Annotated in this window: 22 protein-coding genes; 12 read left to right on the plus strand and 10 right to left on the minus strand. The window is 71.2% G+C overall.

The annotated features are described in order from the left end of the window. The first annotated feature begins 5 nt into the window (after positions 1-5). From nadC to ACZ619_RS10445, 7 genes are all read left to right on the plus strand, one after another. Positions 6-983 carry a carboxylating nicotinate-nucleotide diphosphorylase gene (gene nadC, locus ACZ619_RS10415; RefSeq protein WP_469596665.1) on the plus strand — a complete coding sequence of 326 codons (978 nt, stop codon included), beginning with the start codon at positions 6-8 and terminating at the stop codon, positions 981-983. 4 nt (positions 984-987) lie between these two features. Then, the gene (locus ACZ619_RS10420; protein WP_469596666.1) at positions 988-1,785 is read left to right on the plus strand and encodes a type III pantothenate kinase; all 798 of its coding nucleotides are present in this window, start codon (positions 988-990) and stop codon (positions 1,783-1,785) included. Positions 1,786-1,961: 176 nt separating this feature from the next. Next, entirely contained in the window at positions 1,962-2,567 is a 606-nt protein-coding gene (locus ACZ619_RS10425; protein WP_469596775.1) for a hypothetical protein, read from the plus strand. Positions 2,568-2,649: 82 nt separating this feature from the next. Beyond that, entirely contained in the window at positions 2,650-2,829 is a 180-nt protein-coding gene (locus ACZ619_RS10430) for a hypothetical protein (protein WP_469596668.1), read from the plus strand. Between the two features lie 154 nt (positions 2,830-2,983). Further along, positions 2,984-3,400, plus strand: a complete 417-nt coding sequence (locus tag ACZ619_RS10435; protein WP_469596669.1) for a BlaI/MecI/CopY family transcriptional regulator — start codon at positions 2,984-2,986, stop codon at positions 3,398-3,400. A 9-nt stretch (positions 3,401-3,409) separates the two neighbouring features. Next, positions 3,410-3,943, plus strand: coding sequence for an amino-acid N-acetyltransferase (locus tag ACZ619_RS10440; RefSeq protein WP_469596672.1), 534 nt, complete (start codon positions 3,410-3,412; stop codon positions 3,941-3,943). 270 nt (positions 3,944-4,213) lie between these two features. Continuing rightward, positions 4,214-4,549, plus strand: a complete 336-nt coding sequence (locus ACZ619_RS10445; RefSeq protein ID WP_046730878.1) for a histone-like nucleoid-structuring protein Lsr2 — start codon at positions 4,214-4,216, stop codon at positions 4,547-4,549. On the opposite strand, the gene ACZ619_RS10450 is transcribed toward ACZ619_RS10445, so the two are convergent. Then, a complete protein-coding gene (locus ACZ619_RS10450; protein ID WP_469596674.1) occupies positions 4,528-5,235 on the minus strand; it encodes an SCO3374 family protein in 708 nt (235 codons plus the stop codon). The genes ACZ619_RS10445 and ACZ619_RS10450 overlap by 22 nt on opposite strands. 441 nt (positions 5,236-5,676) lie before the next feature. On the opposite strand from ACZ619_RS10450, the gene ACZ619_RS10455 reads away from it, so the two are divergent. Then, a complete protein-coding gene (locus tag ACZ619_RS10455; RefSeq protein ID WP_469596677.1) occupies positions 5,677-8,202 on the plus strand; it encodes an ATP-dependent Clp protease ATP-binding subunit in 2,526 nt (841 codons plus the stop codon). A gap of 64 nt (positions 8,203-8,266) precedes the next feature. Here ACZ619_RS10455 and ACZ619_RS10460 read toward each other — a convergent pair whose 3' ends face one another. Then, positions 8,267-11,323 carry an NACHT domain-containing protein gene (locus tag ACZ619_RS10460; RefSeq protein WP_469596679.1) on the minus strand — a complete coding sequence of 1,019 codons (3,057 nt, stop codon included), beginning with the start codon at positions 11,321-11,323 and terminating at the stop codon, positions 8,267-8,269. 47 nt (positions 11,324-11,370) lie between these two features. Beyond that, positions 11,371-11,973, minus strand: a complete 603-nt coding sequence (locus ACZ619_RS10465) for an HAD family acid phosphatase (RefSeq protein WP_469596682.1) — start codon at positions 11,971-11,973, stop codon at positions 11,371-11,373. 482 nt (positions 11,974-12,455) lie between these two features. Between ACZ619_RS10465 and ACZ619_RS10470 the strand changes: the two genes are divergently transcribed. Continuing rightward, positions 12,456-13,007, plus strand: a complete 552-nt coding sequence (locus ACZ619_RS10470; protein WP_469596685.1) for a M23 family metallopeptidase — start codon at positions 12,456-12,458, stop codon at positions 13,005-13,007. 20 nt (positions 13,008-13,027) lie between these two features. Here ACZ619_RS10470 and ACZ619_RS10475 read toward each other — a convergent pair whose 3' ends face one another. After that, complete coding sequence (locus tag ACZ619_RS10475; RefSeq protein ID WP_469596687.1) at positions 13,028-13,624, minus strand: TetR/AcrR family transcriptional regulator; 597 nt, start codon at positions 13,622-13,624, stop codon at positions 13,028-13,030. Positions 13,625-13,795: 171 nt separating this feature from the next. On the opposite strand from ACZ619_RS10475, the gene ACZ619_RS10480 reads away from it, so the two are divergent. Together ACZ619_RS10480 and ACZ619_RS10485 are read left to right on the plus strand one after the other, a co-directional pair. Beyond that, a complete protein-coding gene (locus tag ACZ619_RS10480) occupies positions 13,796-15,382 on the plus strand; it encodes an MDR family MFS transporter (protein ID WP_469596690.1) in 1,587 nt (528 codons plus the stop codon). Positions 15,383-15,515: 133 nt separating this feature from the next. Next, positions 15,516-16,382 (plus strand): class I SAM-dependent methyltransferase, encoded by an 867-nt coding sequence (locus tag ACZ619_RS10485; RefSeq protein ID WP_469596693.1) that lies wholly within the window; start codon positions 15,516-15,518, stop codon positions 16,380-16,382. 39 nt (positions 16,383-16,421) lie between these two features. Here the strand turns inward: ACZ619_RS10485 and cseC are convergent, their stop codons facing one another. The 5 genes from cseC to ACZ619_RS10510 all read right to left on the minus strand — a co-directional run bounded on the left by cseC (position 16,422) and on the right by ACZ619_RS10510 (position 20,883). Next, positions 16,422-17,774, minus strand: coding sequence for a two-component system sensor histidine kinase CseC (gene cseC, locus ACZ619_RS10490; protein WP_469596696.1), 1,353 nt, complete (start codon positions 17,772-17,774; stop codon positions 16,422-16,424). A gap of 11 nt (positions 17,775-17,785) precedes the next feature. Continuing rightward, positions 17,786-18,490 carry a two-component system response regulator CseB gene (gene cseB, locus ACZ619_RS10495; RefSeq protein WP_469596699.1) on the minus strand — a complete coding sequence of 235 codons (705 nt, stop codon included), beginning with the start codon at positions 18,488-18,490 and terminating at the stop codon, positions 17,786-17,788. 52 nt (positions 18,491-18,542) lie between these two features. Next, positions 18,543-19,211 carry a hypothetical protein gene (locus ACZ619_RS10500; protein WP_469596701.1) on the minus strand — a complete coding sequence of 223 codons (669 nt, stop codon included), beginning with the start codon at positions 19,209-19,211 and terminating at the stop codon, positions 18,543-18,545. Then, on the minus strand, positions 19,199-19,738 hold the full coding sequence (locus ACZ619_RS10505; RefSeq protein ID WP_469596702.1) for a SigE family RNA polymerase sigma factor: 540 nt from the start codon (positions 19,736-19,738) through the stop codon (positions 19,199-19,201). Before ACZ619_RS10505 ends, ACZ619_RS10500 begins: the two co-directional genes overlap by 13 nt. 269 nt (positions 19,739-20,007) lie before the next feature. After that, positions 20,008-20,883, minus strand: a complete 876-nt coding sequence (locus ACZ619_RS10510; RefSeq protein WP_469596704.1) for an HhH-GPD family protein — start codon at positions 20,881-20,883, stop codon at positions 20,008-20,010. A gap of 191 nt (positions 20,884-21,074) precedes the next feature. Between ACZ619_RS10510 and ACZ619_RS10515 the strand changes: the two genes are divergently transcribed. Beyond that, positions 21,075-21,929 (plus strand): hypothetical protein, encoded by an 855-nt coding sequence (locus tag ACZ619_RS10515; RefSeq protein ID WP_469596706.1) that lies wholly within the window; start codon positions 21,075-21,077, stop codon positions 21,927-21,929. 81 nt (positions 21,930-22,010) lie between these two features. Here the strand turns inward: ACZ619_RS10515 and disA are convergent, their stop codons facing one another. Next, entirely contained in the window at positions 22,011-23,135 is a 1,125-nt protein-coding gene (gene disA / locus ACZ619_RS10520) for a DNA integrity scanning diadenylate cyclase DisA (RefSeq protein ID WP_469596708.1), read from the minus strand. Positions 23,136-23,147 lie beyond the last annotated feature (12 nt).

Raw genomic sequence — 23,147 nt, forward strand, 5'->3', positions numbered from 1 at the left:
CAGACGTGAGCACCAACGACCTTCCCCTCGCCGACGGCGGTGGCTGCGGCGACGGCTGTGCCTGTGGGGCCGACGGCGAGCAGGAGTACCTGGAGTGCGGGCTGGACCCCGCGCTCGCCGAGCTGCTGGCCGCCGCCGGACTCGACCCCGTCGAGGTCGAGGACATCGCCAACGTGGCCGTCCAGGAGGACCTGTCGGGCGGCCTGGACGTGACGACCGTCGCGACGATCCCCGAGGAGGCCGTGGCGACCGCCGACTTCGTCGCGCGCGAGGCGGGCGTCGTCGCGGGGCTCAGGGTCGCCGAGGCCGTGGTCTCCGTGGTCTGCACGGACGAGTTCGAGGTCGAACGGCACGTCGAGGACGGCGACCGGGTCGAGGCCGGGCAGCCGCTGCTGTCGATCACCACGCGCACCCGCGACCTGCTCACCGCCGAGCGCAGCGCGCTGAACGTGCTGTGCCGGCTCTCCGGCATCGCGACCGCCACGCGCGCGTGGGCGGACGCGCTGGAGGGCACGCGGGCACGCGTGCGTGACACGCGCAAGACCACCCCGGGGCTGCGCTCCCTGGAGAAGTTCGCGGTGCGCGCCGGCGGTGGCGTCAACCACCGCCTGTCCCTCTCGGACGCGGCCCTGGTGAAGGACAACCACGTGGTCGCCGCCGGTGGCGTCGCCCAGGCCTTCAAGGCCGTCCGGGAGGCCTTCCCGGACCTGGCGATCGAGGTCGAGGTCGACACGCTGCACCAGCTGCGCGAGGTCGTCGACGCGGGCGCCGACCTGATCCTGCTGGACAACTTCACGCCGATGGAGTGCGAGGAGGCCGTCGCGATCGTCGACGGGCGCGCGCTGCTGGAGGCGTCCGGGCGGCTCACCCTGGACAACGCGCGGGCCTACGCCGACACCGGCGTGGACTTCCTGGCCGTCGGCGCCCTCACCCACTCCTCGCCGATCCTGGACATCGGCCTGGATCTGCGCCAGGCGGAGTGACCTCATGCTCCTCACGATCGACGTCGGCAACACACACACCGTCCTCGGCCTCTTCGACGGCGAGGACATCGTCGAGCACTGGCGCATCTCCACGGACGCCCGGCGTACCGCCGACGAACTGGCGGTGCTCCTCCAGGGCCTGATGGGCATGCACCCGCTGCTCGGCGACGAGCTCGGCGACGGCATCGACGGCATCGCGATCTGCGCGACCGTGCCGTCCGTGCTGCACGAGCTGCGCGAGGTCACGCGGCGCTACTACGGCGACGTGCCGGCGGTGCTGGTGGAGCCGGGGGTCAAGACCGGCGTGCCGATCCTCACCGACAACCCCAAGGAGGTCGGCGCCGACCGGATCATCAACGCGGTCGCGGCCGTCGAGATGTTCGGCGGCCCGGCGATCGTCGTCGACTTCGGTACGGCCACCACCTTCGACGCGGTGTCCGCGCGCGGGGAGTACGTCGGCGGTGTGATCGCGCCCGGTATCGAGATCTCCGTGGAGGCGCTGGGCGTCAAGGGCGCGCAGCTGCGGAAGATCGAGGTGGCGCGGCCGCGGAGCGTGATCGGGAAGAACACGGTGGAGGCCATGCAGGCGGGCATCGTGTACGGGTTCGCCGGGCAGGTCGACGGGGTCGTCGGCCGGATGGCACGGGAACTCGCCGACGACCCGGACGACGTGACGGTGATCGCGACGGGCGGGCTGGCGCCGATGGTGCTGGGGGAGTCCTCGGTGATCGACGAGCACGAGCCGTGGCTGACCCTGGTCGGGCTCCGCCTGGTGTACGAGCGGAACGTGTCGCGGGCGTGAGCCGCGGGCGGGGCGCGGCGCGGGGCGGGTCTCCCGCCTCCGCCGCCCCCGTGCCTCCTCCGGTGTGAGGGCTGAGCGGGTGGACGGCGGACGCCACACCCCATCCGCTATGTCGAGTTTGTCTGATTTACGCGTATCTTCGGTCCATGCCCACGCCCTACGGATCCCGCGGCGGCATGGCGTTCGGTGCGGAGGAGCTGCGTGTGCTCCGCCGTGCTCTCGCCCTCGCCCTCCATCCCGGTCCCGCCTCCGCCGAGGACGTCAAGGACTGTCATCGGCTGGCCGAGTCGCTCGACGAGGCGATGCGCGAGGGGGCCCGGCTGCGCGCCTTCCTGGTGGCCGATCTCGCCCGGTACCGCGAGGCACTGCCGGGCACCGCGGCCGGCTACCTCACCCTTCTGGAGGAGGCGCTGGCCGCCGGACACCGGCCCACGCCGGACGATCTCGCCGCGCTGCGGGCGCTGCGCGGCAACGCCGGCGCCGCCGCACTGCTCGACCGGTGCCAGGACCTCGCCGAGCGCGATGTGCGGGCCCGGCTCGCCCAGGGGGCTCGCCGGGTACCGGCGCCCGCCGTTCCGGTCTCCAGGGCCCGGCTGACGGCCCTGCCGGGCGGTGTGGCGCAGGAGCCGGAGAAGGAGCCGCGCGAGAAGCCCGCCGAGCGGCCGGCCCCGCGGCCCGCGGCCCCCGAGCCCGCCGCGCCGAAGCGGCCGATCCCGACCCCGGGCGAGGTCTTCCCCCGGCGCCGCCCCGCCCCGCCTCCGCAGCAACTCGCCGCCGGCTGAGAAAGCGGCAGCTCGCGGGCGTTGTGGCGGGGTTCGCCCACCCCGCCCCATTCGCCCGGTGCCCCGTGGCTACCCTGGACCCATGGACTACGTCTCCGCGCTCGTTCCCCCGGTCGTCATGGCCGTCTTCTTCATCGGCCTGGTCCGGGTGATCGTGAAGACCCAGGGCGGCGCGGCCAAGGCCAAGGAGGACGCCGCCGTCGACGCCGCCCTCGCGCGCGCGGAGAGTGCCCGGCAGGCCCCCACCGCCGGCGACGCCTGATCCCGCAGGACCCCTCAGGGCGTACGGCCCGCCGCACGGTCACCCGTGCCGTGCGGGCCGTACGCCCTTTTTGATCGCCTTTGGTGGCGAAAGTGCACGTCCGGCACGCGATTGGCGAGATCTCCCACTATTGTTCTGAGCTGTGCCTCGCCCATTGGGAGAACTCGAAGACGCCGTCATGACGCGGGTGTGGAAGTGGAACCGCCCGGTGACGGTTCGAGAAGTCCTGGAAGACCTTCAGCAGGAACGGTCCATCGCGTACACCACGGTGATGACCGTTTTGGACAATCTCCATCAGAAGGGCTGGGTGCGGCGGGAGGCCGAAGGGCGCGCCTATCGATATGAGGCCGTCTCCACCCGGGCCGCCTACGCCGCCGCCCTCATGAACGACGCGTGGTCCCAGAGCGACAACCCGGCCGCCGCACTCGTCGCCTTCTTCGGGATGATGAGCGACGAACAGCGCCAGGCCCTCAGAGACGCCGTACGCATCGTGCAGGGCCCGGAAACCCCGGAACGGCCCGAACGGGAAGAGGAGAACCCCGGCTCGGTGGCGGATCGCGGCGGGCGATAGCGTCCGCTCATGTCAGCGATGCGTCCCGAAGTCACCGCAAAAGCCATCACCGTCCGGCGGGCCCGGACCAGCGATGTCCCGGCCGTGCGCCGCCTCCTTGACGCGTACGTCCGCGACCGCATCCTGCTCGACAAAGCCATGGTGACCCTTTACGAGGACATCCAGGAGTTCTGGGTCGCGGAACGCGACGACAACGCCGAGGTGGTCGGCTGCGGCGCCCTGCACGTGATGTGGGAAGACCTCGCCGAAGTGCGCACTCTCGGCGTGAAGCCCGGCCTCAAGGGTGCCGGTGTCGGTCATCAGTTGCTGGAGAAGTTGCTGGAGACCGCGCGTTGGCTCGGTGTTCGCCGGGTTTTCTGTCTGACCTTCGAAGTCGACTTCTTCGCGAAGCACGGCTTCGTGGAGATCGGCGAGACGCCTGTCGACACCGATGTCTACGCGGAGCTGTTGCGTTCCTATGACGAGGGTGTCGCGGAGTTCCTCGGACTCGAACGAGTGAAACCGAACACCTTGGGCAACAGCCGGATGCTTCTGCATCTGTGATCGCCGCGGTTCGTCAAGAGGGATCGGGGCAGAGATGAGCGGGGATCTGCCCGCTATTTCGGGCACCCCGCCTTGCCCAGGTGCCCTATGTCCGAAACGCGCATGTTTCCGGGCGGGAGCAGCCCCCTCGGTCTCTCCCGGGGGTTTGTGTTTTTCCCGCAAAAGCGGTTTGCTTTCCGACGTACTGCAGTACTGCATATAACAGGGGGGCGGCGAAACGGCGGGCGCCGCGGACCCCCGGCCCTGAAGTTATCGATGAAAGGAAATCCGGTGGCACAGAAGGTTCAGGTCCTTCTTGTCGACGACCTCGACGGCGGCGAGGCGGACGAGACCGTCACGTTCGCGCTGGACGGCAAGACTTACGAGATCGATCTCACGACCGCCAATGCGGACAAGCTGCGCGGTCTTCTCGACCCTTATGTCAAGGGTGGCCGTCGCACCGGTGGCCGCGCTTCGGGCGGACGCGGAAAGGCCCGTGCGGCCTCCGGCGGCAGCCAGGACACCGCGCAGATCCGTGCATGGGCCAAGGAGAACGGCTACGAGGTCAACGACCGCGGCCGTGTCCCGGCGACGATCCGCCAGGCCTACGAGGACGCCAACGCCTGACCGTTCTCCGGTCCGCGGCCCGCGCGCCGCAGGCGGACGCGGTGACACTCGGTGGCCACCGTGTCCACCAGTCGCACGAGATCGGGGGCGCCCCCAACGCCCCCCGAGGCCGACAGCGTCGGCAGCGAGGCCTCGACCTCGCACCCCGGCTCGGGGGGTCGCAACCAGAGGGCGACCCCCTGCACGGGACCAACGGGGGACACATCGCCCTGCCCGCCGCACGGGAGCGGCCGGGCGGCGGCCGTGCAGACCGGCTCGGGCCGCGCCGGGGCCTCCATCCGGCCCTGAGCGCCCAGCGCCCGCAGATCCAGGGCCAGCGCACCCCACTCCAGCCAGGCCAGCAGCCCCGGCAGCTCCTCCGCGCTGCCCGCCGCCACCAGCAGCCGCATCCGGTCGCCCCGCACCGCCACCGGAGAGCCCGCCCCCAGGTGCCGCAGCGCCCGCGCTCCCGCCTCGGCCGGCACGTCCAGTACGTCGAAACGCACGCCCGTGACCAGCAGCAACGGTTCTCCGGGCGCGGCGGGCACGGTCGCCCAGCCCAGATCGTTCTCGTACCAGTGCCGGAGCCGGCCCGAGCGCCGGCCGTCCGGCGCGACGGCGGAAGCGGAACCGCCGTCGGAGCCGGAACCGGGCGGACGACGGGGGTGGGGGACCGTGGAAGCAGCCAACGGGACTGTGCCAGCCATGCCGAGTGCAACCGCCCCGACCCCGCCCGAGTTACGCTGGGTGTCCGTGCGAATGCGCAGTGTGCCGGAAAAGGGTGCGTACGAGGGTCCGGAGAGACGCAAGGTTGTTCGCCCGTAGCGGAGGGATCGGGGGCTCACGGCATGGACTGTCCGTGCGAGCGGGTAAGACATCCCTAGTGGGAGGGGGCGACACGCGGGCGAGGGCGTCTCACGTTCGCCATCGGCGTACTGGCGGAAGGGGTAACTGCCTGGCCTGCGGGAACATCGTCTCGCACCATCGGGTTGGAGCAGATGTCGGCGTTCGGGGTCAGGAGGCAGTGTTGGTTCTCGGTCCGGTGTCGGCAGTTGGAATGAGCGGTCCCCGCTTGCGGGACTAAGCTGCGGAAGGACAGGGAGGGGAAGTTCCCCCCACTGCCTGACCGCTCTGAGGAGCGATTAACGATGTTCGAGAGGTTCACCGACCGCGCGCGGCGGGTTGTCGTCCTGGCTCAGGAAGAAGCCCGGATGCTCAACCACAACTACATCGGCACCGAGCACATCCTCCTGGGCCTGATCCACGAGGGTGAGGGTGTCGCCGCCAAGGCCCTTGAGAGCCTCGGGATTTCGCTCGAGGCGGTCCGCCAGCAGGTGGAGGAGATCATCGGCCAGGGCCAGCAGGCCCCGTCCGGGCACATCCCCTTCACCCCCCGTGCCAAGAAGGTCCTGGAGCTGTCGCTCCGGGAGGCCCTTCAGCTGGGTCACAACTACATCGGCACGGAGCACATCCTGCTCGGCCTGATCCGGGAGGGCGAGGGCGTCGCCGCCCAGGTCCTGGTCAAGCTGGGCGCCGATCTCAACCGGGTGCGGCAGCAGGTCATCCAGCTGCTCTCCGGCTACCAGGGCAAGGAGACCGCCACCGCGGGCGGCCCTGCCGAGGGCACCCCCTCGACGTCCCTGGTCCTCGACCAGTTCGGCCGGAACCTCACCCAGGCCGCTCGTGAGTCCAAGCTCGACCCGGTCATCGGGCGCGAGAAGGAGATCGAGCGGGTCATGCAGGTGCTGTCCCGCCGCACCAAGAACAACCCGGTCCTGATCGGTGAGCCCGGCGTCGGCAAGACCGCCGTCGTCGAGGGCCTCGCGCAGGCCATCGTCAAGGGCGAGGTGCCCGAGACCCTCAAGGACAAGCACCTCTACACCCTCGACCTCGGCGCCCTGGTCGCCGGCTCCCGCTACCGCGGTGACTTCGAGGAGCGCCTGAAGAAGGTGCTCAAGGAGATCCGCACCCGCGGCGACATCATCCTGTTCATCGACGAGCTCCACACGCTGGTCGGTGCGGGTGCCGCCGAGGGCGCCATCGACGCTGCCTCCATCCTGAAGCCCATGCTGGCCCGCGGTGAGCTGCAGACCATCGGTGCCACCACCCTGGACGAGTACCGCAAGCACCTGGAGAAGGACGCGGCCCTGGAGCGCCGCTTCCAGCCCATCCAGGTCGCCGAGCCGTCCCTGCCGCACACGATCGAGATCCTCAAGGGTCTGCGTGACCGGTACGAGGCCCACCACCGGGTCTCCATCACGGACGAGGCGCTGGTCCAGGCCGCCACCCTGGCCGACCGCTACATCTCGGACCGCTTCCTGCCGGACAAGGCGATCGACCTGATCGACGAGGCCGGTTCCCGGATGCGCATCCGCCGGATGACCGCGCCGCCGGACCTGCGCGAGTTCGACGAGAAGATCGCCGCCGTCCGCCGGGACAAGGAGTCCGCGATCGACTCGCAGGACTTCGAGAAGGCCGCCTCCCTCCGCGACAAGGAGAAGCAGCTCCTGGCCGCCAAGGCCAAGCGCGAGAAGGAGTGGAAGGCCGGCGACATGGACGTCGTCGCCGAGGTCGACGGCGAGCTGATCGCCGAGGTCCTCGCCACGGCCACCGGCATCCCGGTCTTCAAGCTGACCGAGGAGGAGTCCTCCCGCCTGCTGCGCATGGAGGACGAGCTCCACAAGCGGGTCATCGGCCAGGTCGACGCCGTCAAGGCGCTGTCGAAGGCGATCCGCCGTACGCGTGCCGGTCTGAAGGACCCGAAGCGCCCCGGTGGCTCGTTCATCTTCGCCGGCCCGTCCGGTGTCGGTAAGACCGAGCTGTCCAAGGCCCTCGCCGAGTTCCTCTTCGGTGACGAGGACGCACTGATCTCCCTCGACATGTCGGAGTTCAGCGAGAAGCACACGGTGTCGCGTCTCTTCGGTTCGCCCCCCGGCTACGTGGGCTACGAGGAGGGCGGCCAGCTGACCGAGAAGGTCCGCCGCAAGCCGTTCTCCGTCGTCCTCTTCGACGAGGTCGAGAAGGCCCACCCGGACATCTTCAACTCGCTGCTGCAGATCCTGGAGGACGGTCGCCTGACCGACTCCCAGGGCCGGGTCGTGGACTTCAAGAACACGGTCATCATCATGACGACCAACCTCGGCACCCGGGACATCTCCAAGGGCTTCAACCTGGGCTTCGCGGCCACGGGGGACACCAAGTCCAACTACGAGCGCATGAAGAACAAGGTCTCGGACGAGCTCAAGCAGCACTTCCGCCCCGAGTTCCTCAACCGCGTCGACGACGTGGTCGTCTTCCCGCAGCTGACGCAGGAGGACATCCTGCGGATCGTCGACCTGATGATCAGCAAGGTGGACGAGCGCCTCAAGGACCGGGACATGGGCATCGAGCTCTCCCAGTCCGCCAAGGAGCTGCTGTCCAAGAAGGGCTACGACCCGGTGCTGGGCGCGCGTCCGCTGCGTCGCACGATCCAGCGCGAGATCGAGGACACGCTGTCGGAGAAGATCCTCTTCGGTGAGCTGCGCCCCGGTCACATCGTGGTCGTCGACACGGAGGGCGAGGGCGACACCGCGACCTTCACCTTCCGCGGCGAGGAGAAGTCCTCCCTCCCCGACGTCCCGCCGATCGAGCAGGCGGCCGGCGGAGCGGGCCCCAACCTGAGCAAGGAGGCGTAACCCTCAGCGGTCACGCCTGAGAAAGGGGCCGGCGCTCTTCGGAGCACCGGCCCCTTCGCGTTGCTCAGAACGAGGTCATGGTGACGGTGGCGTCCGGGAAGAGGGGGGCGTAGGGGTCGGCGGAGAGGTTCAGGTGGGCGTGGCCGGTCAGGATCACCTGACGAAGGCCCGGCAGCCGGGAGGCCAGGACGGAGAGATCCTCGTGCCCGTCCAGCACCGAGAGGAAGAGGGTCTCGATCCCCGGCAGCTCGGGCATGGCCTCGACGGACTCCGGGTGGCCACTGACGATCGACACATCGAGGGAGACGTCGTTCAGCTCCGGGAGCGCGGCCAGGGATTGCCAGTCGTCGGCTGTCAGCGGTGCCCTGAGCGAGTAGAGCTCCAGCTTTGTCAGACTCGTCCAGTGCCGCAGCCCGCGCAGACCGGTGCGCCTGGTGCTGTCGTGGGCCAGGAACAGGGCTTTCAGCGGGGCATCGAGAGGCAGCAGGTCGGTGAGACTCCCGGCGGGGATCTCCTGCTGGAGCCAGAGCCGCTCAAGGGTGCGCAGCGATCCGAGACCGGTCAGATCCGGTATCCCCGCGCAGTTGAGAAAGGTGAGAGGAAGCTCCGAGAGGGCGGCCAGACCGCGCGCGGCCGGACAGCTCAGCAATGTCAGGCTGTTGAGAGAGGCGAACGGCAGAAGGGCGCCGAGGTCCAGGAGCAGAGGGTTGTCGCGCACCTGTAGGGCCGTCACCGCCTCGGGTGCCGGGACCGCGAGGTGGATCTCCTCGCCCCGGCGTTCACCGCGCAGGTCGAGGCACTCCCAGGGTCGCATCCGGGGCAGTGCCGCCAGCTGCTCGTCCGACTCGCAGGTCAGGAAGAGCTGCCCGCGATCCAGGCCGTCGAGCACCTCCCTGGCGTACTCCTCGGTGTCGAACCGCCCCCAGGTGCCGACCAGTTGCCGTCGGACGTCCAAGTCCGGGTGGTGCCGGAACCGGCGCAGCACGCCCAGTGCTCCCGTCGGCTCCTCCGCGCCCAGTACCGAGGCCGTCACCGTGACGCCCAGGGCCTCCGCGTCGGTCAGCCCCGCCGGGCCCGGGAGCAGCTCCAGCACCAACGGACCGGCCTGCGCCAGGAGTTTCGCGTCGTCCTTCGTACGCGGCGGGATCAGGTCAGCCGCCCGTTGTTCGACCTCGGCCCGCACGCCCGGGTCCAGCGCCGTCGCGTGCTCCAGGCAGGCCAGGGCCAGCAGGGTCAGCCGCGGGGTGCCGTGGGCCAGTAGACGCCGTAGGAGCGAGGCGCGTTCGCCCGGACGGGCGTGGGCCACCGCCATGCGGATCACGTCCTCCCACTGGCTGTCGGCCGCGTGGCTCGCGAGGACGTCCAGGTGGCCCTCCTCGACCGCGTACCGCGCGCCCAGATAGTCCTGGAAGGTGCGGTGGACGAAGTCCATGACACCGTCGGCCGGTTGCCGGACCAGGCCGCTGCGCAGCAGCAGGGTGCGCAGCACGGCCGGCGCGTCCGGCCGGCCTCCCGAGAGCGCGAGCGACGGCAGGCGGCGCTCCACGATCCCCTCGGCCGTCTCCACGTCCATCTCCGTGCGGCCGCTCAGCACCAGGGCGTAGGCCAGGCGCTGGAGGAGTTCCAGCTGCACCTCCTCGCCCAGCTCCGCCTCGTCCACCGCCCCCATGCCCCGCTCCCGGTCCCGGCGGGTCAGGAGCATGGCCAGGGCGGCGTCGTACAACTCCTTGCGGCCTGTGGGGAGGTAGCCCCGGCGCTCCCGGTGCAGGGCGCAGATCAGGCCGCACATCAGGGGGTTGGTGGCGAGGCGGGCCAGGTCGCGTTTGGTGCGGAGGGAGTCGAGGAGCGGGCCCTCCAGCCCGGGGGCCCCGGCCGCGGTGTGCCAGCGGTGGACGAAGGTCGACACGTCCTCGCGGCGCATGGGAGCCAGCGCCAGTTCGCGAAAGCCCTCCGTGGCGAGCCAGCCGGGGCGTACGGCGGTGGGGCGGGAGGTCAGCAGCCAGCGGTTGCCCGGGAAGGCGCGGATCAGGCCGAGGAGCCAGTCACGGGCGCGACGGCGGTCCGCCGCCGGGATCTCGTCGAGGCCGTCGACGAGGACCAGGCCCCGGCCCGCGGACAGGACGCGCTCGGTCCAGCCCTCGGGGGGCGCGTACGGGCAGCCGGAGGCGGTCAGGAAGGCGGCGGGGGCGGGCAGTGCGCCCGCGCGGACCAGGGTGCGCAGGGGCAGGACGTACGGGACGCGCTCGCCGGTGCCCGCGGCGGTCACCGCGAGCCACTGGACCAGCGTGGTCTTGCCGGAACCCGCGTCGCCGCGCAGCAGTACGCGGCCGTCGCCGCGCAGGGCCTCCTCGGCCGGGAGCCGGCGGGTGACGGGGGCGAGCCCGTCGGTGTCCGGCCGGTGGCCGGGCTCCTCGGCGGCCGTCGCCTCCAGGCTCAGGTAGGCGACCTCCAGCGGCCAGCGGTCGGGGGAGTCGCGCAGGTCGATGCCGTAGATGGTGAGGTGGTCGTGGTGTTCGGCGACGTGGGAGCGGTACCGGCGTTCGAAGGCCGTGTCGCGGGCGTCGGGGCGGGGCGTGCGGGCGATCAGCTCGTCGATCCTGGCGATCAGCTCGGCCTGGGAGCGGGTCTGCTCCACCAGGGTGCGGGCCACGAAGGTGGAGCGGCGGGTGAAGAACTCCAGGATCTGGAGGCAGGCCCACTCCGTGGCGGTGTCGAGGAAGTGGCCGGCGTCGGCGGAGAGGCCGTCGGCCGCGGGGGCCCGGCCCCGCAGCTTCCCGGCCAGTTCCCGGTGGCCCAGCCGCACCGCCTGGACGTCGTCCATGTCCAGGTCGCCGAGGGCGAGGAGGCGGCGGGCGAGGGCGTGGGCGACGGCGGGCTGTTCGTCGGCCCGGAACGGCGGCTCGCCGGGGGAGTCGACCGCCTGCCGGACCAGGTGCTCGGCGAGCTTGTGCACGTCCTGCTCGACCAGCGCGCGCTTCTCGCCGCGGAAGGACACCAGGCTCTTCAGCCGTACCGGCCTGTCCACCAGTCCCGCGCCCGGGCCGTCGGCCGCGAACAGCCGTCTCAGCAGCGGGCCCATCAGGCTCGACGCCAGCTTGCCGCCCAGTACCGTCGGCTCCATCCGCCCACCCCCGTGATCTCAGCGAACGGATGGAGCCTAGCGGCGGGTCACGACAGCTGGCCGTCGTAGTCCGGCAGCTTGAAGGTCTTGTCGGCGTGGCCGCCGGAGAGGTCGGAGGCGCTGTTGCCGATGTTCGCGATGATGTCGTAGCCCCTGTTCTCGATGCCGGCGCGCTGGGCGGTCTTGTAGGCGGCGACGTCCTTGAAGAGGTCGAGGAGGCCGCGCACGTAGAGGCCGGAGACCTGGTAGCCGTCGTACGTCAGGTTGTACTCGGTGGGCAGGTAGAGGATGCCCGGCCGGGCGGTGACGAAGAACAGGGCGACGCCGTGCTCCTGGGCGTACCTGGCCACCTCCAGGACCGGCTTGTTGGCCGGCTGGGGGTAGCTGAAGCCGTAGTCGGTCTCCAGCGTGGTGTTGTCGATGTCGAAGACGATCGCCTGCTTCTCGCCCGGCGCTGCGGCGGCGACGCGGCTCTTGAGGTAGGGCAGCGCCTGGTCCATCACGGACTGGCAGTCCTGCTGCCAGGTGGCGTGGTCGACCGTGGTGGAGCCGCTCTCCGCCGCGGCCCGGGCCGGTGCGGCCGTCCCGGCCAGCGTGGCCACGGAGACGGCGGTGACGGTCAGTCGGCGGGTCCAGGAGCTTGCGGTCATCGGTGGGGGTGTCCTCTCACGTCCGGGCGGTACCTGTGTCAGGGGCATGATGAGTGAGGCAGGTGGCGCGAGGGGAACCGTAGGGTTACCGACGGGTAGGGCGCTAGGGGTGTGCGCCGGGAAGAGGGGCGGGGGAGCCCGGAGGGGGTCCGGAAGTGGTCCGGAGGGGCGGCGCGGGTGACATACCGCACGGGTGAAATGTCGGTTACTAGTGGAGATAGTGGATTCGTGTGGCGGGGGAGGGCGGGGGGTTCGGGGCGGCGCTCCGCCTCAGGTGCCGACGTCGGGGTCGGTTTGCCCGAACAGGGCAAGGTGTGTCAAGAAAGGGTCAATTTCCGAACTTCTTACTAGGAACCTTCGTAGGTGAGGTGTTTGAGCCGGTGCGGGTCGGCGGGTTACCAAGGGATGCGCCATCCGGTGGGCGGCCCGTGTCGGGCCGGTACGCCGGAAGGCCTCCCTGTTCCCTAGCCCATGAGGTTCTGATGTCCCTGCGCGCCACTCTCCGTGCCCCCCGTACGTCCTCGCTCCGCAAGCGGGCCGCTGTCCTGGCCGCCGGTGTCGGAGTGGCGGCCGTGGTGGGGTCGGGGGTCGCGTCGGCCGCCGCGCCGAGCGCCGCCGCCTGGGTCGACCCGGTGAAGAAGTACACGCTCTCCGCGACCTTCAACCAGGCCGGCGGCATGTGGACCGCCAAGCACAGCGGTCAGGACTTCGCCGTGCCGAGCGGCACCGAGGTCGTCGCCGCGCACGGCGGCACCGTCGTCAAGACCGGCGGCAACGGCGCCGGCGACGGCCCCGCGTACGGCAACGCCGTCGTCATCAAGCACGCCAACGGCCAGTACTCGCAGTACGCGCACCTGTCCCGGATCGACGTCAAGGCCGGCCAGGTCGTCAGGACCGGACAGCACATAGCCCTGTCCGGCAACACCGGCAACTCCTCCGGCCCGCACCTGCACTTCGAGATCCGTACGACCCCCAACTACGGCTCCGCGATCGACCCCGTCGCCTTCCTGCGCGCCAAGGGTGTGACCGTCTGAGCGGGGTGTGAACCCTGGCTCTAGTCGGGGTGCGAGCCCCGGTGGGCCTGGGTGATCAGGTCCACGGCGACCTCCAGAACGGCCTCGCGCCGCTTCTGGGGGTCGCTTTCGACGTCATGCATGACGAACATGCCGGCGTGCAGCGTGAACAGCGCGCTCACGCAGCGGACCTGATCGGTCAGGTCCGCGTCCGGGTCGATGATGATGTTCCGCAGGCCGCTCATGCGGTCCTTGAACGAGTCGCCGATCCGCAGTTCCCGGACCGTCGCCTGGTTCTCCTGCATGAACCGGAACAGTGGTTCGGCGCCGGCCAGCGCCTGGCTGTAGCGCCGTATGATCTCCTGCTTGGTCTCCAGGGTGTGCGGCTGCTCCCTGCCCCACTCGATCAGGTCCTGGATCGGCTGCGTCAGGTCCTCGAAGACGCTGACCAGGATCTCTTCCTTGGTCTTGAAGTGGTAGTACAGGGCCGCCTTGGTCACGTCCAGGTGCTCGGCGATCTCCCGCAGGGAGGTCTTCTCGTAGCCCTGCTCGGCGAAGAGTTCGAGGGCAACGTCCTGGATGCGCTGCCGGGTGTTGCCCCGCCGCTGCTGCTTGGTGCCGTCCATGGTGACGCCCATCCTCTTACTCCTCGCACTCCCGCGAAATCGCCGCTCGGCCGCTCGGCGGACGGCGTGGGCGCCCGCCCCATTAACTTACTTGACGACCGGCTAGTGGCAGGTCTACCTTTCCCAGTGTAACGAACTAGCCGGGCGGCAAGTAAGTAGCGGTCGCCAAGGGGAGTGGGAGAGATGGCGGACACCCAGGCGGCCGGTACCGGCCTGACAGCGGCGGACACACCGGAGAAACAGCCGAGGAGCATACGAGTCGTACTGCTCGCGCTCATGATCGCGATGATGCTCGCGATGCTCGACAATATGATCGTCGGTACGGCGATGCCGACCATCGTCGGCGAGCTGGGCGGCCTGGAGCACCTGTCGTGGGTGGTGACCGGCTACACCCTGGCGACCGCCGCGTCCACCCCGCTCTGGGGCAAGCTCGGCGACATGTACGGGCGCAAGGGCGCCTTCATGACCTCCATCGTCATCTTCCTGGTCGGCTCCGCGCTCAGCGGCATGGCCCAGAACATGGGCGAGCTGATCGGGTTCCGGGCCGTCCAGGGACTCGGTGCCGGCGGTCTGATGGTCGGCGTCATGGCGATCATCGGTGACCTCGTGCCGCCCCGCGAGCGCGGCAAGTACCAGGGCATGATGGCCGGCGTCATGGCGCTCGCCATGATCGGCGGCCCGCTGGTCGGCGGCACCATCACCGACAACTGGGGCTGGCGCTGGGCCTTCTACATCAACCTGCCGCTCGGCGTGATCGCGCTGGCCGCCATCAGCGCCGTCCTGCACCTGCCGAGGAAGCGGAACAAGTCCCGCATCGACTACCTCGGCGCCGGGCTGCTGACCCTCGGCATCACCTCGATCGTGCTGGTCACCACCTGGGGCGGCTCCGAGTACGCCTGGACGTCCGCGCGGATCATGGAACTGATCGCCATCGGCGTCGTCGCCCTGGTCGGGTTCGTCTACTGGCAGACCAAGGCCGCCGAGCCGGTCCTGCCGCTGCACATCTTCCGCAGCCGCAACTTCACCCTGATGTCGGTCATCGGCTTCATCACCGGCTTCGTGATGTTCGGCGCCACGCTGTTCCTGCCGCTCTACCAGCAGTCCGTGCAGGGCGCGTCCGCGACCAACTCCGGCCTGCTGCTGCTCCCGATGCTCGGCGCGATGCTGGTGACCTCGATGGTCGCCGGGCGGGTGACCACCAACAGCGGTCGCTACAAGATGTTCCCCATCGCGGGCGGCGCGCTCATGGTCGTCGGGCTGTACCTGCTGTCCACCATGGACACCGGGACCTCCCGCCTCACCTCGGGCGTGTTCATGGCGGTCGTCGGCCTCGGCATGGGCTGCCTGATGCAGATCACCATGCTGGTCGCGCAGAACAGCGTGGAGATGCGGGACATGGGCGTCGCGTCCTCCTCCACCACCCTGTTCCGTACGCTCGGCTCCTCGTTCGGTGTCGCCATCATGGGCGCGCTCTTCAACGACCGGGTCAAGGACGTCATGTCCGAGCGGGCCGGTTCGCTCGGCTCCAAGGTCACCGAGCAGTCGGCCCAGCTGGACGCGGCGAGCCTGGCGAAGCTGCCGGCCGCGGTGCGCGAGGCGTACCAGCACGCGGTGTCGGCCGGCACCCACTCGGCGTTCCTGCTCGGCGCGGCGATCGCCGTGGTGGTGCTGGTGGCGGCGCTGTTCGTGAAGGAGATCCCGCTGCGGGGCGGGGCCCAGAAGTCGGACGCGGACGAGGCGGCGCCGATGCAGGTGGTCGAGGCCGTCTGAGCCGGCCGCCCGCCTGAACGACGCACGGGGCCCGGGAGCTGACAGCTCCCGGGCCCCGCTTCGGCGACAACGGCATCCGGTACCCGTCGACCGGGCGCAGCACGGAACCCGACCTCTCGAAGGAGTTCTGGACATGTCCGAGGCCACCGGGGGCGACCGCCCCGATCACACCGCCGTACGGGTCGCGCTGTGGCGGGCGCTGCACCGGGCCGCCGACGCGCCGCCGTACGTCGTCGAGGACGAGGTCGGGCTGCGGCTCGCCGGGCCGGAGGCCGGGGACGACTGGCGGGGGCGGCCGGACATGGACGTCGAGGCCACCCGGCGGATCCGGGCGTCCATCGTGGCCCGGGCGCGGTTCGTCGAGGACCTGGTGGTGGCGGAGGCCGGGCGCGGGGTGGACCAGTACGTCGTGCTCGGCGCCGGGCTCGACACGTTCGCGCAGCGCCGGGCCGACGACATCGCCGCGACCGGGCTGCGGGTGTTCGAGGCGGACCGGGCCGGGGCCGTGGCGTGGAAGCGGCGGCGGCTGACCGAGCTGGGGTACGGGGTGCCGGGGCCGCTGCGGCTGGTGCCGGTGGACTTCGAGGGGGACTGGTGGGGGCAGCTGGTGGACGCCGGGTTCGATCCGGGGCGGCCGGCCGTGGTCGCCTCCACCGGGGTCATCATGTACCTCACCGAGGACGCCATCGCCGCGACGCTCCGCCGCATCGCCGGGCTGGCTCCGGGATCGACGCTGGTCACGACGTTCCTGCGGCCGGTCGAGGAGGTAGAGCCGGAGCAGCGCGAGCAACTGCGGGCGGCCGTGCGGGGCGCGCGGGCCGCGGGCACGCCCTTCCTCAGCTTCCACACGCCCGAGCGGATCACGGCGCTGGCCGCGGCGGCCGGCTTCGGTGAGACCCGGCACGTGTCCGCGGAGGAACTCGCCGACCGCTACTTCCCCCACCGCACGGACGGACTCCGCCCCTCCCGGGGCGAAGAAATCCTGCTGGCCCACACCTGACTTCCCAGGCCCTGCCCGCCCTGCCCCTGTCCCTGCCCCTCAGCGGTCCTTCCGCTGGGGCGGGGTGGGAAGCATGGGGTAGCTGCCGGTGGCCGTCGGGGCGTGTTCGGGGAGCCAGAGGACGGCTACCGCGCCCTCCGCCGGGATGTGCGCGGGCGCGCCCACCGGGCGTACGTTGCGGAAGGTCAGGCGGGCGCCCAGCACCCGGGCCTGGCCGGCCGCGATGGTCAGGCCCAGCCCGTGGCCCTGGCCGGCGCGGTCCTCGCTGCCGGTGCGAAAGCGGCTCGGTCCCTCGGCGAGGAGCTTCTCGGGGAAGCCGGGGCCGTGGTCGCGGACCCGGATGACCCGGCCCTCCACGGTCACCTCGACCGGCGGCCTGCCGTGCCGTGCCGCGTTGGCGAGCAGGTTGAACAGCACCCGCTCCAGCCGGCGCGGGTCGGTGGTCACCTCCGACTCGTGCACCACCCGCACCTCGATCTCCGGGTCCTTCGCGGCCACCCGCCGGGAGACGAACTCGCCCAGCATGATGTCCTGCAACTCGGCCCGCTCGGACGCGCTGTCGAGCCGGGCCACCTCCAGGACGTCCTCGACGAGGGTGCGCATCGCCTTCGCCCGGTCCAGCACCAGCTCGGTCGGGCGGCCCGGCGGGAGCAGTTCGGCCGCCGTGAGCAGCCCCGTCACCGGCGTCCGCAGCTCGTGCGCGATGTCCGCGGTCACCCGCCGCTCCGCCTCCAGACGCTGCTGCAACGCGTCCGCCATGGCGTCCACCGCGCGCGCCAGGTCGTCGGTCTCGTCCCGGACGACCCCGCCGATGGCCTCCCGGACCCGTACGTCCGGCTCGCCCTGGGCGACCTGGTTGGCCGCGGCCGCCGCCTTGCGCAGCCGCCGCGAGAGCTGCCCGCCGATCAGCACGCCGAGCGCGCTGCCGCCGAGGACGACCGCGATGGAGCCGATGACCAGCGCCTGGTCGAGGTCCTTGAGCACGTTGCTGCTGCGGTTCGGGAAGGAGCCGTGCAGGGAGAGCACACGGCCGTCCTTGGCCTGCACCGCCGCCCAGATGTCCGGCGGGCCGCCGCCGAGGTCGATGACGTCGGTCGCCCGGCGGCCCGCCTCGACCTTGTCGCGCAGGGCGTCCGGCAGCCGCGGGTCGTTGACCTTGACGTCCGGGAAGTTGGCCCTGCCGTACAGCTCGTAGTTGCGCTGGGCGATCTGCAGCCGTTCGTTGGCCAGGTCGCGGGCGTTGTCCAGCATCGAGACCCGGGCGGCGTTGTGCACCACCAGGCTCAGCGCGATCGCGACCAGCGCGCCGACCAGTGCGATCGCCGCGCTCAGCTTCCATCTGAGTCCGGTGCGCAGTCCCGGACCCCTGTACCGGCTGGAGAACCCCCGCATGACCGCCTCGCTCAGGCCTTCAACTTGTAGCCGAAACCGCGGACCGTCTCGATCCGGTCCTGGCCGATCTTCGTCCGCAGCCGCTGCACATGGACGTCCACGACCCGGGTGTCGCCGCCCCAGCCGTAGTCCCAGACGCGTTCGAGCAGCTTGTCGCGGGAGAGCACGGTCCCCGGCGCCGAGGAGAACTCCAGGAGCAGCCGCATCTCGGTCGGGGTGAGCGCGACCGGCTGCCCGGACCGGCGCACCTCCATGCCCTCGGTGTCGATCTCCAGCTCGCCGAAGGTCAGGACCCCGCCGGAGACCTCGGCCACGTCCGCGTGCGGCTTCTCGCCGCCGCTCGCGTGCCCGAAGCGCCGCAGCACCGCCCGGATCCGGGCGACCAGCACGGCGCCGTCGAACGGCTTGGTGACGTAGTCGTCGGCGCCCGCCTCCAGGCCCAGCACCACGTCGATCGAGTCGGCGCGCGCCGACAGCATGATCACCGGCACGGTGGACTCGTCGCGGATGCGCCGGCACAGGCTCACCCCGTCCAGGCCCGGCACCATCACGTCCAGCAGGGCGATGTCGGGCCGGTCGGCCCGGAACGCCGCCAGGCCCGACAGCCCGTCGGGCATGGCGGTCACCGCGAAGCCGTCCCGCTCCAGGGCCAGCTGGGTGGCCTCGCGGATGACGTCGTCGTCCTCGACGAACAGGACGTGGGTCTGGTCTGCCATCCCGGCTCTCTCGTGTCGTGGGTGGGGGGTACGTGTGTACGGGCTGCGGTGCTCAGCCGGCCGGCGAGGGGACCGGCGTGGCGTCCTTGCCGCCCGCGGCGTTGCCGTAGTCGGTGTGGTGGAAGTCCTCCTGGGCGAACCGCCCCGAGACCCAGCTGTAGGTGATCACGTTCTCGCCCGACGGGCTGGACACCGGGTCGCCCTTCTCGTACACCTGCTTGGTCACGCTCAGGTCGCCCCGGTCGATCTCCGCGTAGACCGGGGACTCCTCGGCCTTGAAGACGTTCTCGTACCCGCCGCTCTCCGCGCGGTACACGTACGCCCCGATCCCGACCGCGTCTCCGCAGGTCAGCACGTTCACCACGATGTCCTCGACCGGGCCGCCGGTGAGGTCGCCGTACGTCACGTCGACCGGGTACTCGTCGCCCGCGCACGGCTTGAGATCGCGCTTGACCGTGGCCGAGACCTGCGGGTCCGCCTTCACCAGGGCGACCGCGTCGACCTTCTCGTACGACTGGGACGGGTCGGGTGCCGCGGAGGGGGCGACCGCCGCGCTGCCGACCGAGTCCGAGTGCGCCGGGCCCTCGTCACGGGCGCCGGTGCCGCCGGTCCCGCAGGCGGCGACGAAAAGGGCGAGGGCGGTGAGCACGGCCGCCGCCGTGATCACCGCCTGGGCACTCGCCGGGCTCCTGCTGGGCCCCGCGCCGGTCAGGCCGCGCAACGCTCCCGCTCCTCACGCTCCAGCGCGCGTGCGTCGAGGTCGCGTGCCTCCAGCTCCTCACGGAGCCGGGCGAGCGCCCGGTGCAGCGTGCTCTTGACCGTTCCGGCCGACATGCCGAGGGCGGCGGCCGTCTCCTCCGTGGACATCTGCTCCCAGTGTCGCAGCACGACGACGCTGCGCTGCTTCGGAGCCAGAACCTTCATGATGTCCATGAGGAGCGCGCGGTCGGCGTGCTGTTCGGTGGCGTCGTCCACGCAGGCGTCGGGCAGCTGCTCGGTGGGGACCTCCTCCAGCCTGCGGGCCCGCCACCACTCGGTCCGCGTGTTGATCATGACCCGGCGCAGGTAGGCGTCCGCGAGCTTCTTGTCGGCGATGCCGTCCCAGCGGCCGTACGTCCGCACCAGCGCGGTCTGCAGCAGGTCCTGGGCGTCCGTCGGGTCCGGGACCAGTCGGCGGGCGCTGCGCAGCAGCGCGTCCTGCCGGGTGCGGACGTACTCCTCGAATTCGAGCACCTCGCCCTGCGCCATGATCAACCGCCTCCCGATCCCCGTGTGTCCCCGGCCCTGAGCCATGAGTTCCTGCTGTCCCGCGGTCCTGGCGGGCACAGAAACGAAGCTACGGACCGGTTGTCACGAGGCTGTGCGGAGCAGCCTGCGGGTAGCAATCGGCTGTCCGTCGGTTGTGTAACGGAAGTAGGTTCGGGGTAAGCGGGCGGGAGTGTATGCCTGGATATCGGCTGATTTACCGTGCGGTCGGGGCCGTAACACGACCCCTTCCGCTGTGATGTGGCTGTACGTCAGCCCTGCGGCAGCCGGTACAGACCGCCCGCGAGCGGCTCCACCAGTCCGTCGGAGACCAGCCCGTCCAGCGCGCGGGCGCGTTGCACCGGCTCGTGCCACACCCGGTCGAGCGCCGCCTGCGGCACCGGGGTGTGCGCCTCGCGCAGTACGGCGAGCAGCTTGCCGCGCACCTGCCGGTCGGTACCGGCGTACGTCTGCCCGCGCCGGGGCGGACCCTCGTGCTCCGGCTTGCCGGCCAGCCGCCAGGCGCACGCGCCGGAGATCGGGCACCGCTGGCACGTCTCGTTCTTCGCCGTGCACACCAGCGCGCCCAGCTCCATCGACGCGGCGGCCCAGCGGGCGGCGGTCCCCTCGTCCTTCGGCAGCAGCTCACGGGCGAGCTTGCGCTCGGCGGCGGTGGTGGCGTTCGGCGGGTACTGCACCCCGGTCACGGCCCGTGCGAACACGCGGCGCACATTGGTGTCGAGCACGGCGTGCCGCTGCCCGTAGGCGAACGAGGCGACGGCCGCGGCCGTGTACTCGCCGATCCCCGGCAGTGCGAGCAGCTGGGCGTGGTCCGTGGGTACGTCGCCGCCGTGCCGCTCCGTTATGGCGACCGCCGCGCCGTGCAGCCGCAGGGCGCGGCGCGGGTAGCCGAGCCGGCCCCAGGCGCGGACCGCCTCGCCGGGCGCCTCCGCGGCCAGGTCGGCGGGGCGCGGCCAGCGGGCCAGCCACTGCTCGTAGACGGGCAGCACCCGGTTCACCGGCGTCTGCTGGAGCATGAACTCGCTGACCATCACCCCCCACGGACCCGCCTCCGGGCGGCGCCAGGGGAGGTCGCGGGCGTGGGTGTCGAACCAGGCGATCACAGGGGTGTGGAGCTTCTCAGTCATGGCCCTTCCGATCCTGCCACGTCCGGCGGCGGCTGGGGTGGACGTCATCCGCGGCGGGGCCGGGTTCGGCGTCCCGGGAGACGAAGAGGGGCCTTCTCGAAGGGAGTTGCCGAAATGATGATCCGGAAAAGTTGAGGTTTGGGCGGCGGGTGGGGCGAGGAAGTGCACGGATCTCTCGTACAGTTTGGGCCGTGGGATCTCTGCGCAATCCGGTCGGGCCGCTTCCCTCCTCCATCTACTGGCGACGGAGGGTCGTCATGGTGTCCGTGGTCGCCGTGCTGGCGCTGCTGATCGCCTGGATGGTGACGACGGGCGGCGGAGGCGGGAAGAACAACGCCGACGGCTCGAACGGCAAGAATCCCGTGTCCACGATCACGCCGGGGCCGTCCGGCAGCGGACCGGCGATCAGCCAGGCCCCGGGCGGACGCGACGAGTCCAGCGGCGGCGGCACGTCGTCCGGCTCGGGCTCCGGCTCCGGTTCGGGCGGTACGGACGACAACGCGTCGTCGGGTGCGTCGGGTTCCGCCGGTTCCTCGGGTTCTTCCGGCTCCTCCGGTTCCTCCGGGTCCTCCTCCGGCTCCGGTGGTGACGTCACCTCGGGGTCCGGCGGTACGGTCGCCTCCCTGCCGGGGACCTCCTCCCTGCCCAACTGCACCTCCGGGTCGGTCGCGTTGAGCCTCAAGAGCCTCCGCAACTCCTACTCGCCGGAGCAGACGCCGGCCTTCGAACTCACCGCGAAGAACACGTCGTCCAGCGACTGCAAGATCGACCTCGGCCCGAAGAACGCGGTGTTGACGATCACCGCGGCCAGCGCGGACGACAGCTACTGGTCCTCCGCCGACTGCCCCAAGTCCTCCGGCAGCCGCTGGTACCGGGTGCCCGCGGGCAGCGCCATCACCTACACCCTGAAGTGGGACCGCAAGCCCAGCGCCCCCCAGTGCGCGACACCCGAGGCGGGATCGGCCGGCGCCGGCACCTACCTCCTCCAGGCGGCCACCCCGGGCTTCGGCAAGTCCCAGGCGTCGTTCGTCCTGGCGGCCGACTAGCGCCCCGCGAGGGGCACGGGACGACGTGAACCGCGGCCACCGTCGAGCTGCCGGGCGAACCCGGACGTACCGCTCAAGAGGTCAGACGTACCGTTCGAGGATCGAGGACTCGGCCAGCCGCGACAGCCCCTCGCGCACGCTGCGGGCACGCGCCTCGCCGACGCCGTCCACGGTCTGGAGGTCGTCGACGCTCGCCGCGAGCAGCTTCTGCAGGCCCCCGAAGTGCTCCACCAGCCGGTCGATGATCGCCCCCGGCAGCCGCGGCACCTTCGCCAGCAGCCGGAAGCCGCGCGGCGACACCGCGGAGTCCAGCGCCTCCGGCGAGCCCGTGTATCCCAACGCCCGCGCCACCGTCTGCAGTTCCAGCAGCTCCGCATGGCTGAGCGCGTCCAGCTCGGACAGCGCCTCGTCGACCGTACGGGACCGCTTCGCCGTCGGCTCGGGCACGTAGTCCCGCACCACCAGCTCCCGCTCGGGCTCGACCCCGGCGATCAGCTCGTCCAGCTGGAGCGCGAGGAGCCGGCCGTCGGTGCCCAGTTCGACCACGTACTCGGCGATCTCGGTGGCGATCCGGCGGACCATCTCCAGCCGCTGCGCGACGGCCGACACGTCCCGGACCGTCACCAGGTCCTCGATCTCCAGCGCCGACAGCGTGCCCGCGACCTCGTCCAGGCGGAGCTTGTAGCGCTCCAGGGTCGCGAGCGCCTGGTTCGCGCGGGAGAGGATCGCCGCCGAGTCCTCCAGGACCCGGCGCTGGCCGTCGACGTACAGCGCGATCAGCCGCATCGACTGGGAGACGGAGACCACCGGGAAGCCGACCTGTTTGGAGATGCGGTCCGCCGTGCGGTGCCGGGTGCCGGTCTCCTCCGTCGGGATCGTCGCGTCCGGCACGAACTGCACGCCGGCCCGGAGGATCTTCGACAGGTCGGAGGAGATCACGATGCCGCCGTCGAGCTTGCACAGCTCCCGCAGCCGGGTCGCCGTGAACTCGACGTCCAGGACGAAACCGCCCGTGCACATCGTCTCGACCGTCTTGTCGAAGCCGAGGACGATGAGCCCGCCCGTGTTGCCGCGGAGGACCCGCTCCAGGCCGTCGCGCAGGGACGTGCCCGGAGCCACGGCGCTCAGCGAGGCGCGCATCAGGCCATCGGAACCGGCACTCCCACCGGACTTTCCGGGAGCCGCTGCCCGGTCGTTGGCTGCCACTGCACTCCTCCG

Source organism: Streptomyces sp. NPDC104367 (assembly GCF_055583825.1).

Excerpts from the sequence above, each read along its gene's own strand:
- ACZ619_RS10420 (WP_469596666.1), top strand. The coding sequence starts at position 988 with ATGCTCCTCACGATCGACGTCGGCAACACACACACCGTCCTCGGCCTC.
- ACZ619_RS10425 (WP_469596775.1), top strand. The coding sequence starts at position 1,962 with ATGGCGTTCGGTGCGGAGGAGCTGCGTGTGCTCCGCCGTGCTCTCGCC.
- ACZ619_RS10430 (WP_469596668.1), top strand. The coding sequence starts at position 2,650 with ATGGACTACGTCTCCGCGCTCGTTCCCCCGGTCGTCATGGCCGTCTTC.
- ACZ619_RS10440 (WP_469596672.1), top strand. The coding sequence starts at position 3,410 with ATGTCAGCGATGCGTCCCGAAGTCACCGCAAAAGCCATCACCGTCCGG.
- ACZ619_RS10450 (WP_469596674.1), bottom strand. The coding sequence starts at position 5,235 with ATGGCTGGCACAGTCCCGTTGGCTGCTTCCACGGTCCCCCACCCCCGT.
- ACZ619_RS10455 (WP_469596677.1), top strand. The coding sequence starts at position 5,677 with ATGTTCGAGAGGTTCACCGACCGCGCGCGGCGGGTTGTCGTCCTGGCT.
- ACZ619_RS10460 (WP_469596679.1), bottom strand. The coding sequence starts at position 11,323 with ATGGAGCCGACGGTACTGGGCGGCAAGCTGGCGTCGAGCCTGATGGGC.
- ACZ619_RS10465 (WP_469596682.1), bottom strand. The coding sequence starts at position 11,973 with ATGACCGCAAGCTCCTGGACCCGCCGACTGACCGTCACCGCCGTCTCC.
- ACZ619_RS10470 (WP_469596685.1), top strand. The coding sequence starts at position 12,456 with ATGTCCCTGCGCGCCACTCTCCGTGCCCCCCGTACGTCCTCGCTCCGC.
- ACZ619_RS10475 (WP_469596687.1), bottom strand. The coding sequence starts at position 13,624 with ATGGGCGTCACCATGGACGGCACCAAGCAGCAGCGGCGGGGCAACACC.
- ACZ619_RS10480 (WP_469596690.1), top strand. The coding sequence starts at position 13,796 with ATGGCGGACACCCAGGCGGCCGGTACCGGCCTGACAGCGGCGGACACA.
- ACZ619_RS10485 (WP_469596693.1), top strand. The coding sequence starts at position 15,516 with ATGTCCGAGGCCACCGGGGGCGACCGCCCCGATCACACCGCCGTACGG.
- cseC (WP_469596696.1), bottom strand. The coding sequence starts at position 17,774 with ATGCGGGGGTTCTCCAGCCGGTACAGGGGTCCGGGACTGCGCACCGGA.
- cseB (WP_469596699.1), bottom strand. The coding sequence starts at position 18,490 with ATGGCAGACCAGACCCACGTCCTGTTCGTCGAGGACGACGACGTCATC.
- ACZ619_RS10505 (WP_469596702.1), bottom strand. The coding sequence starts at position 19,738 with ATGGCGCAGGGCGAGGTGCTCGAATTCGAGGAGTACGTCCGCACCCGG.
- ACZ619_RS10510 (WP_469596704.1), bottom strand. The coding sequence starts at position 20,883 with ATGACTGAGAAGCTCCACACCCCTGTGATCGCCTGGTTCGACACCCAC.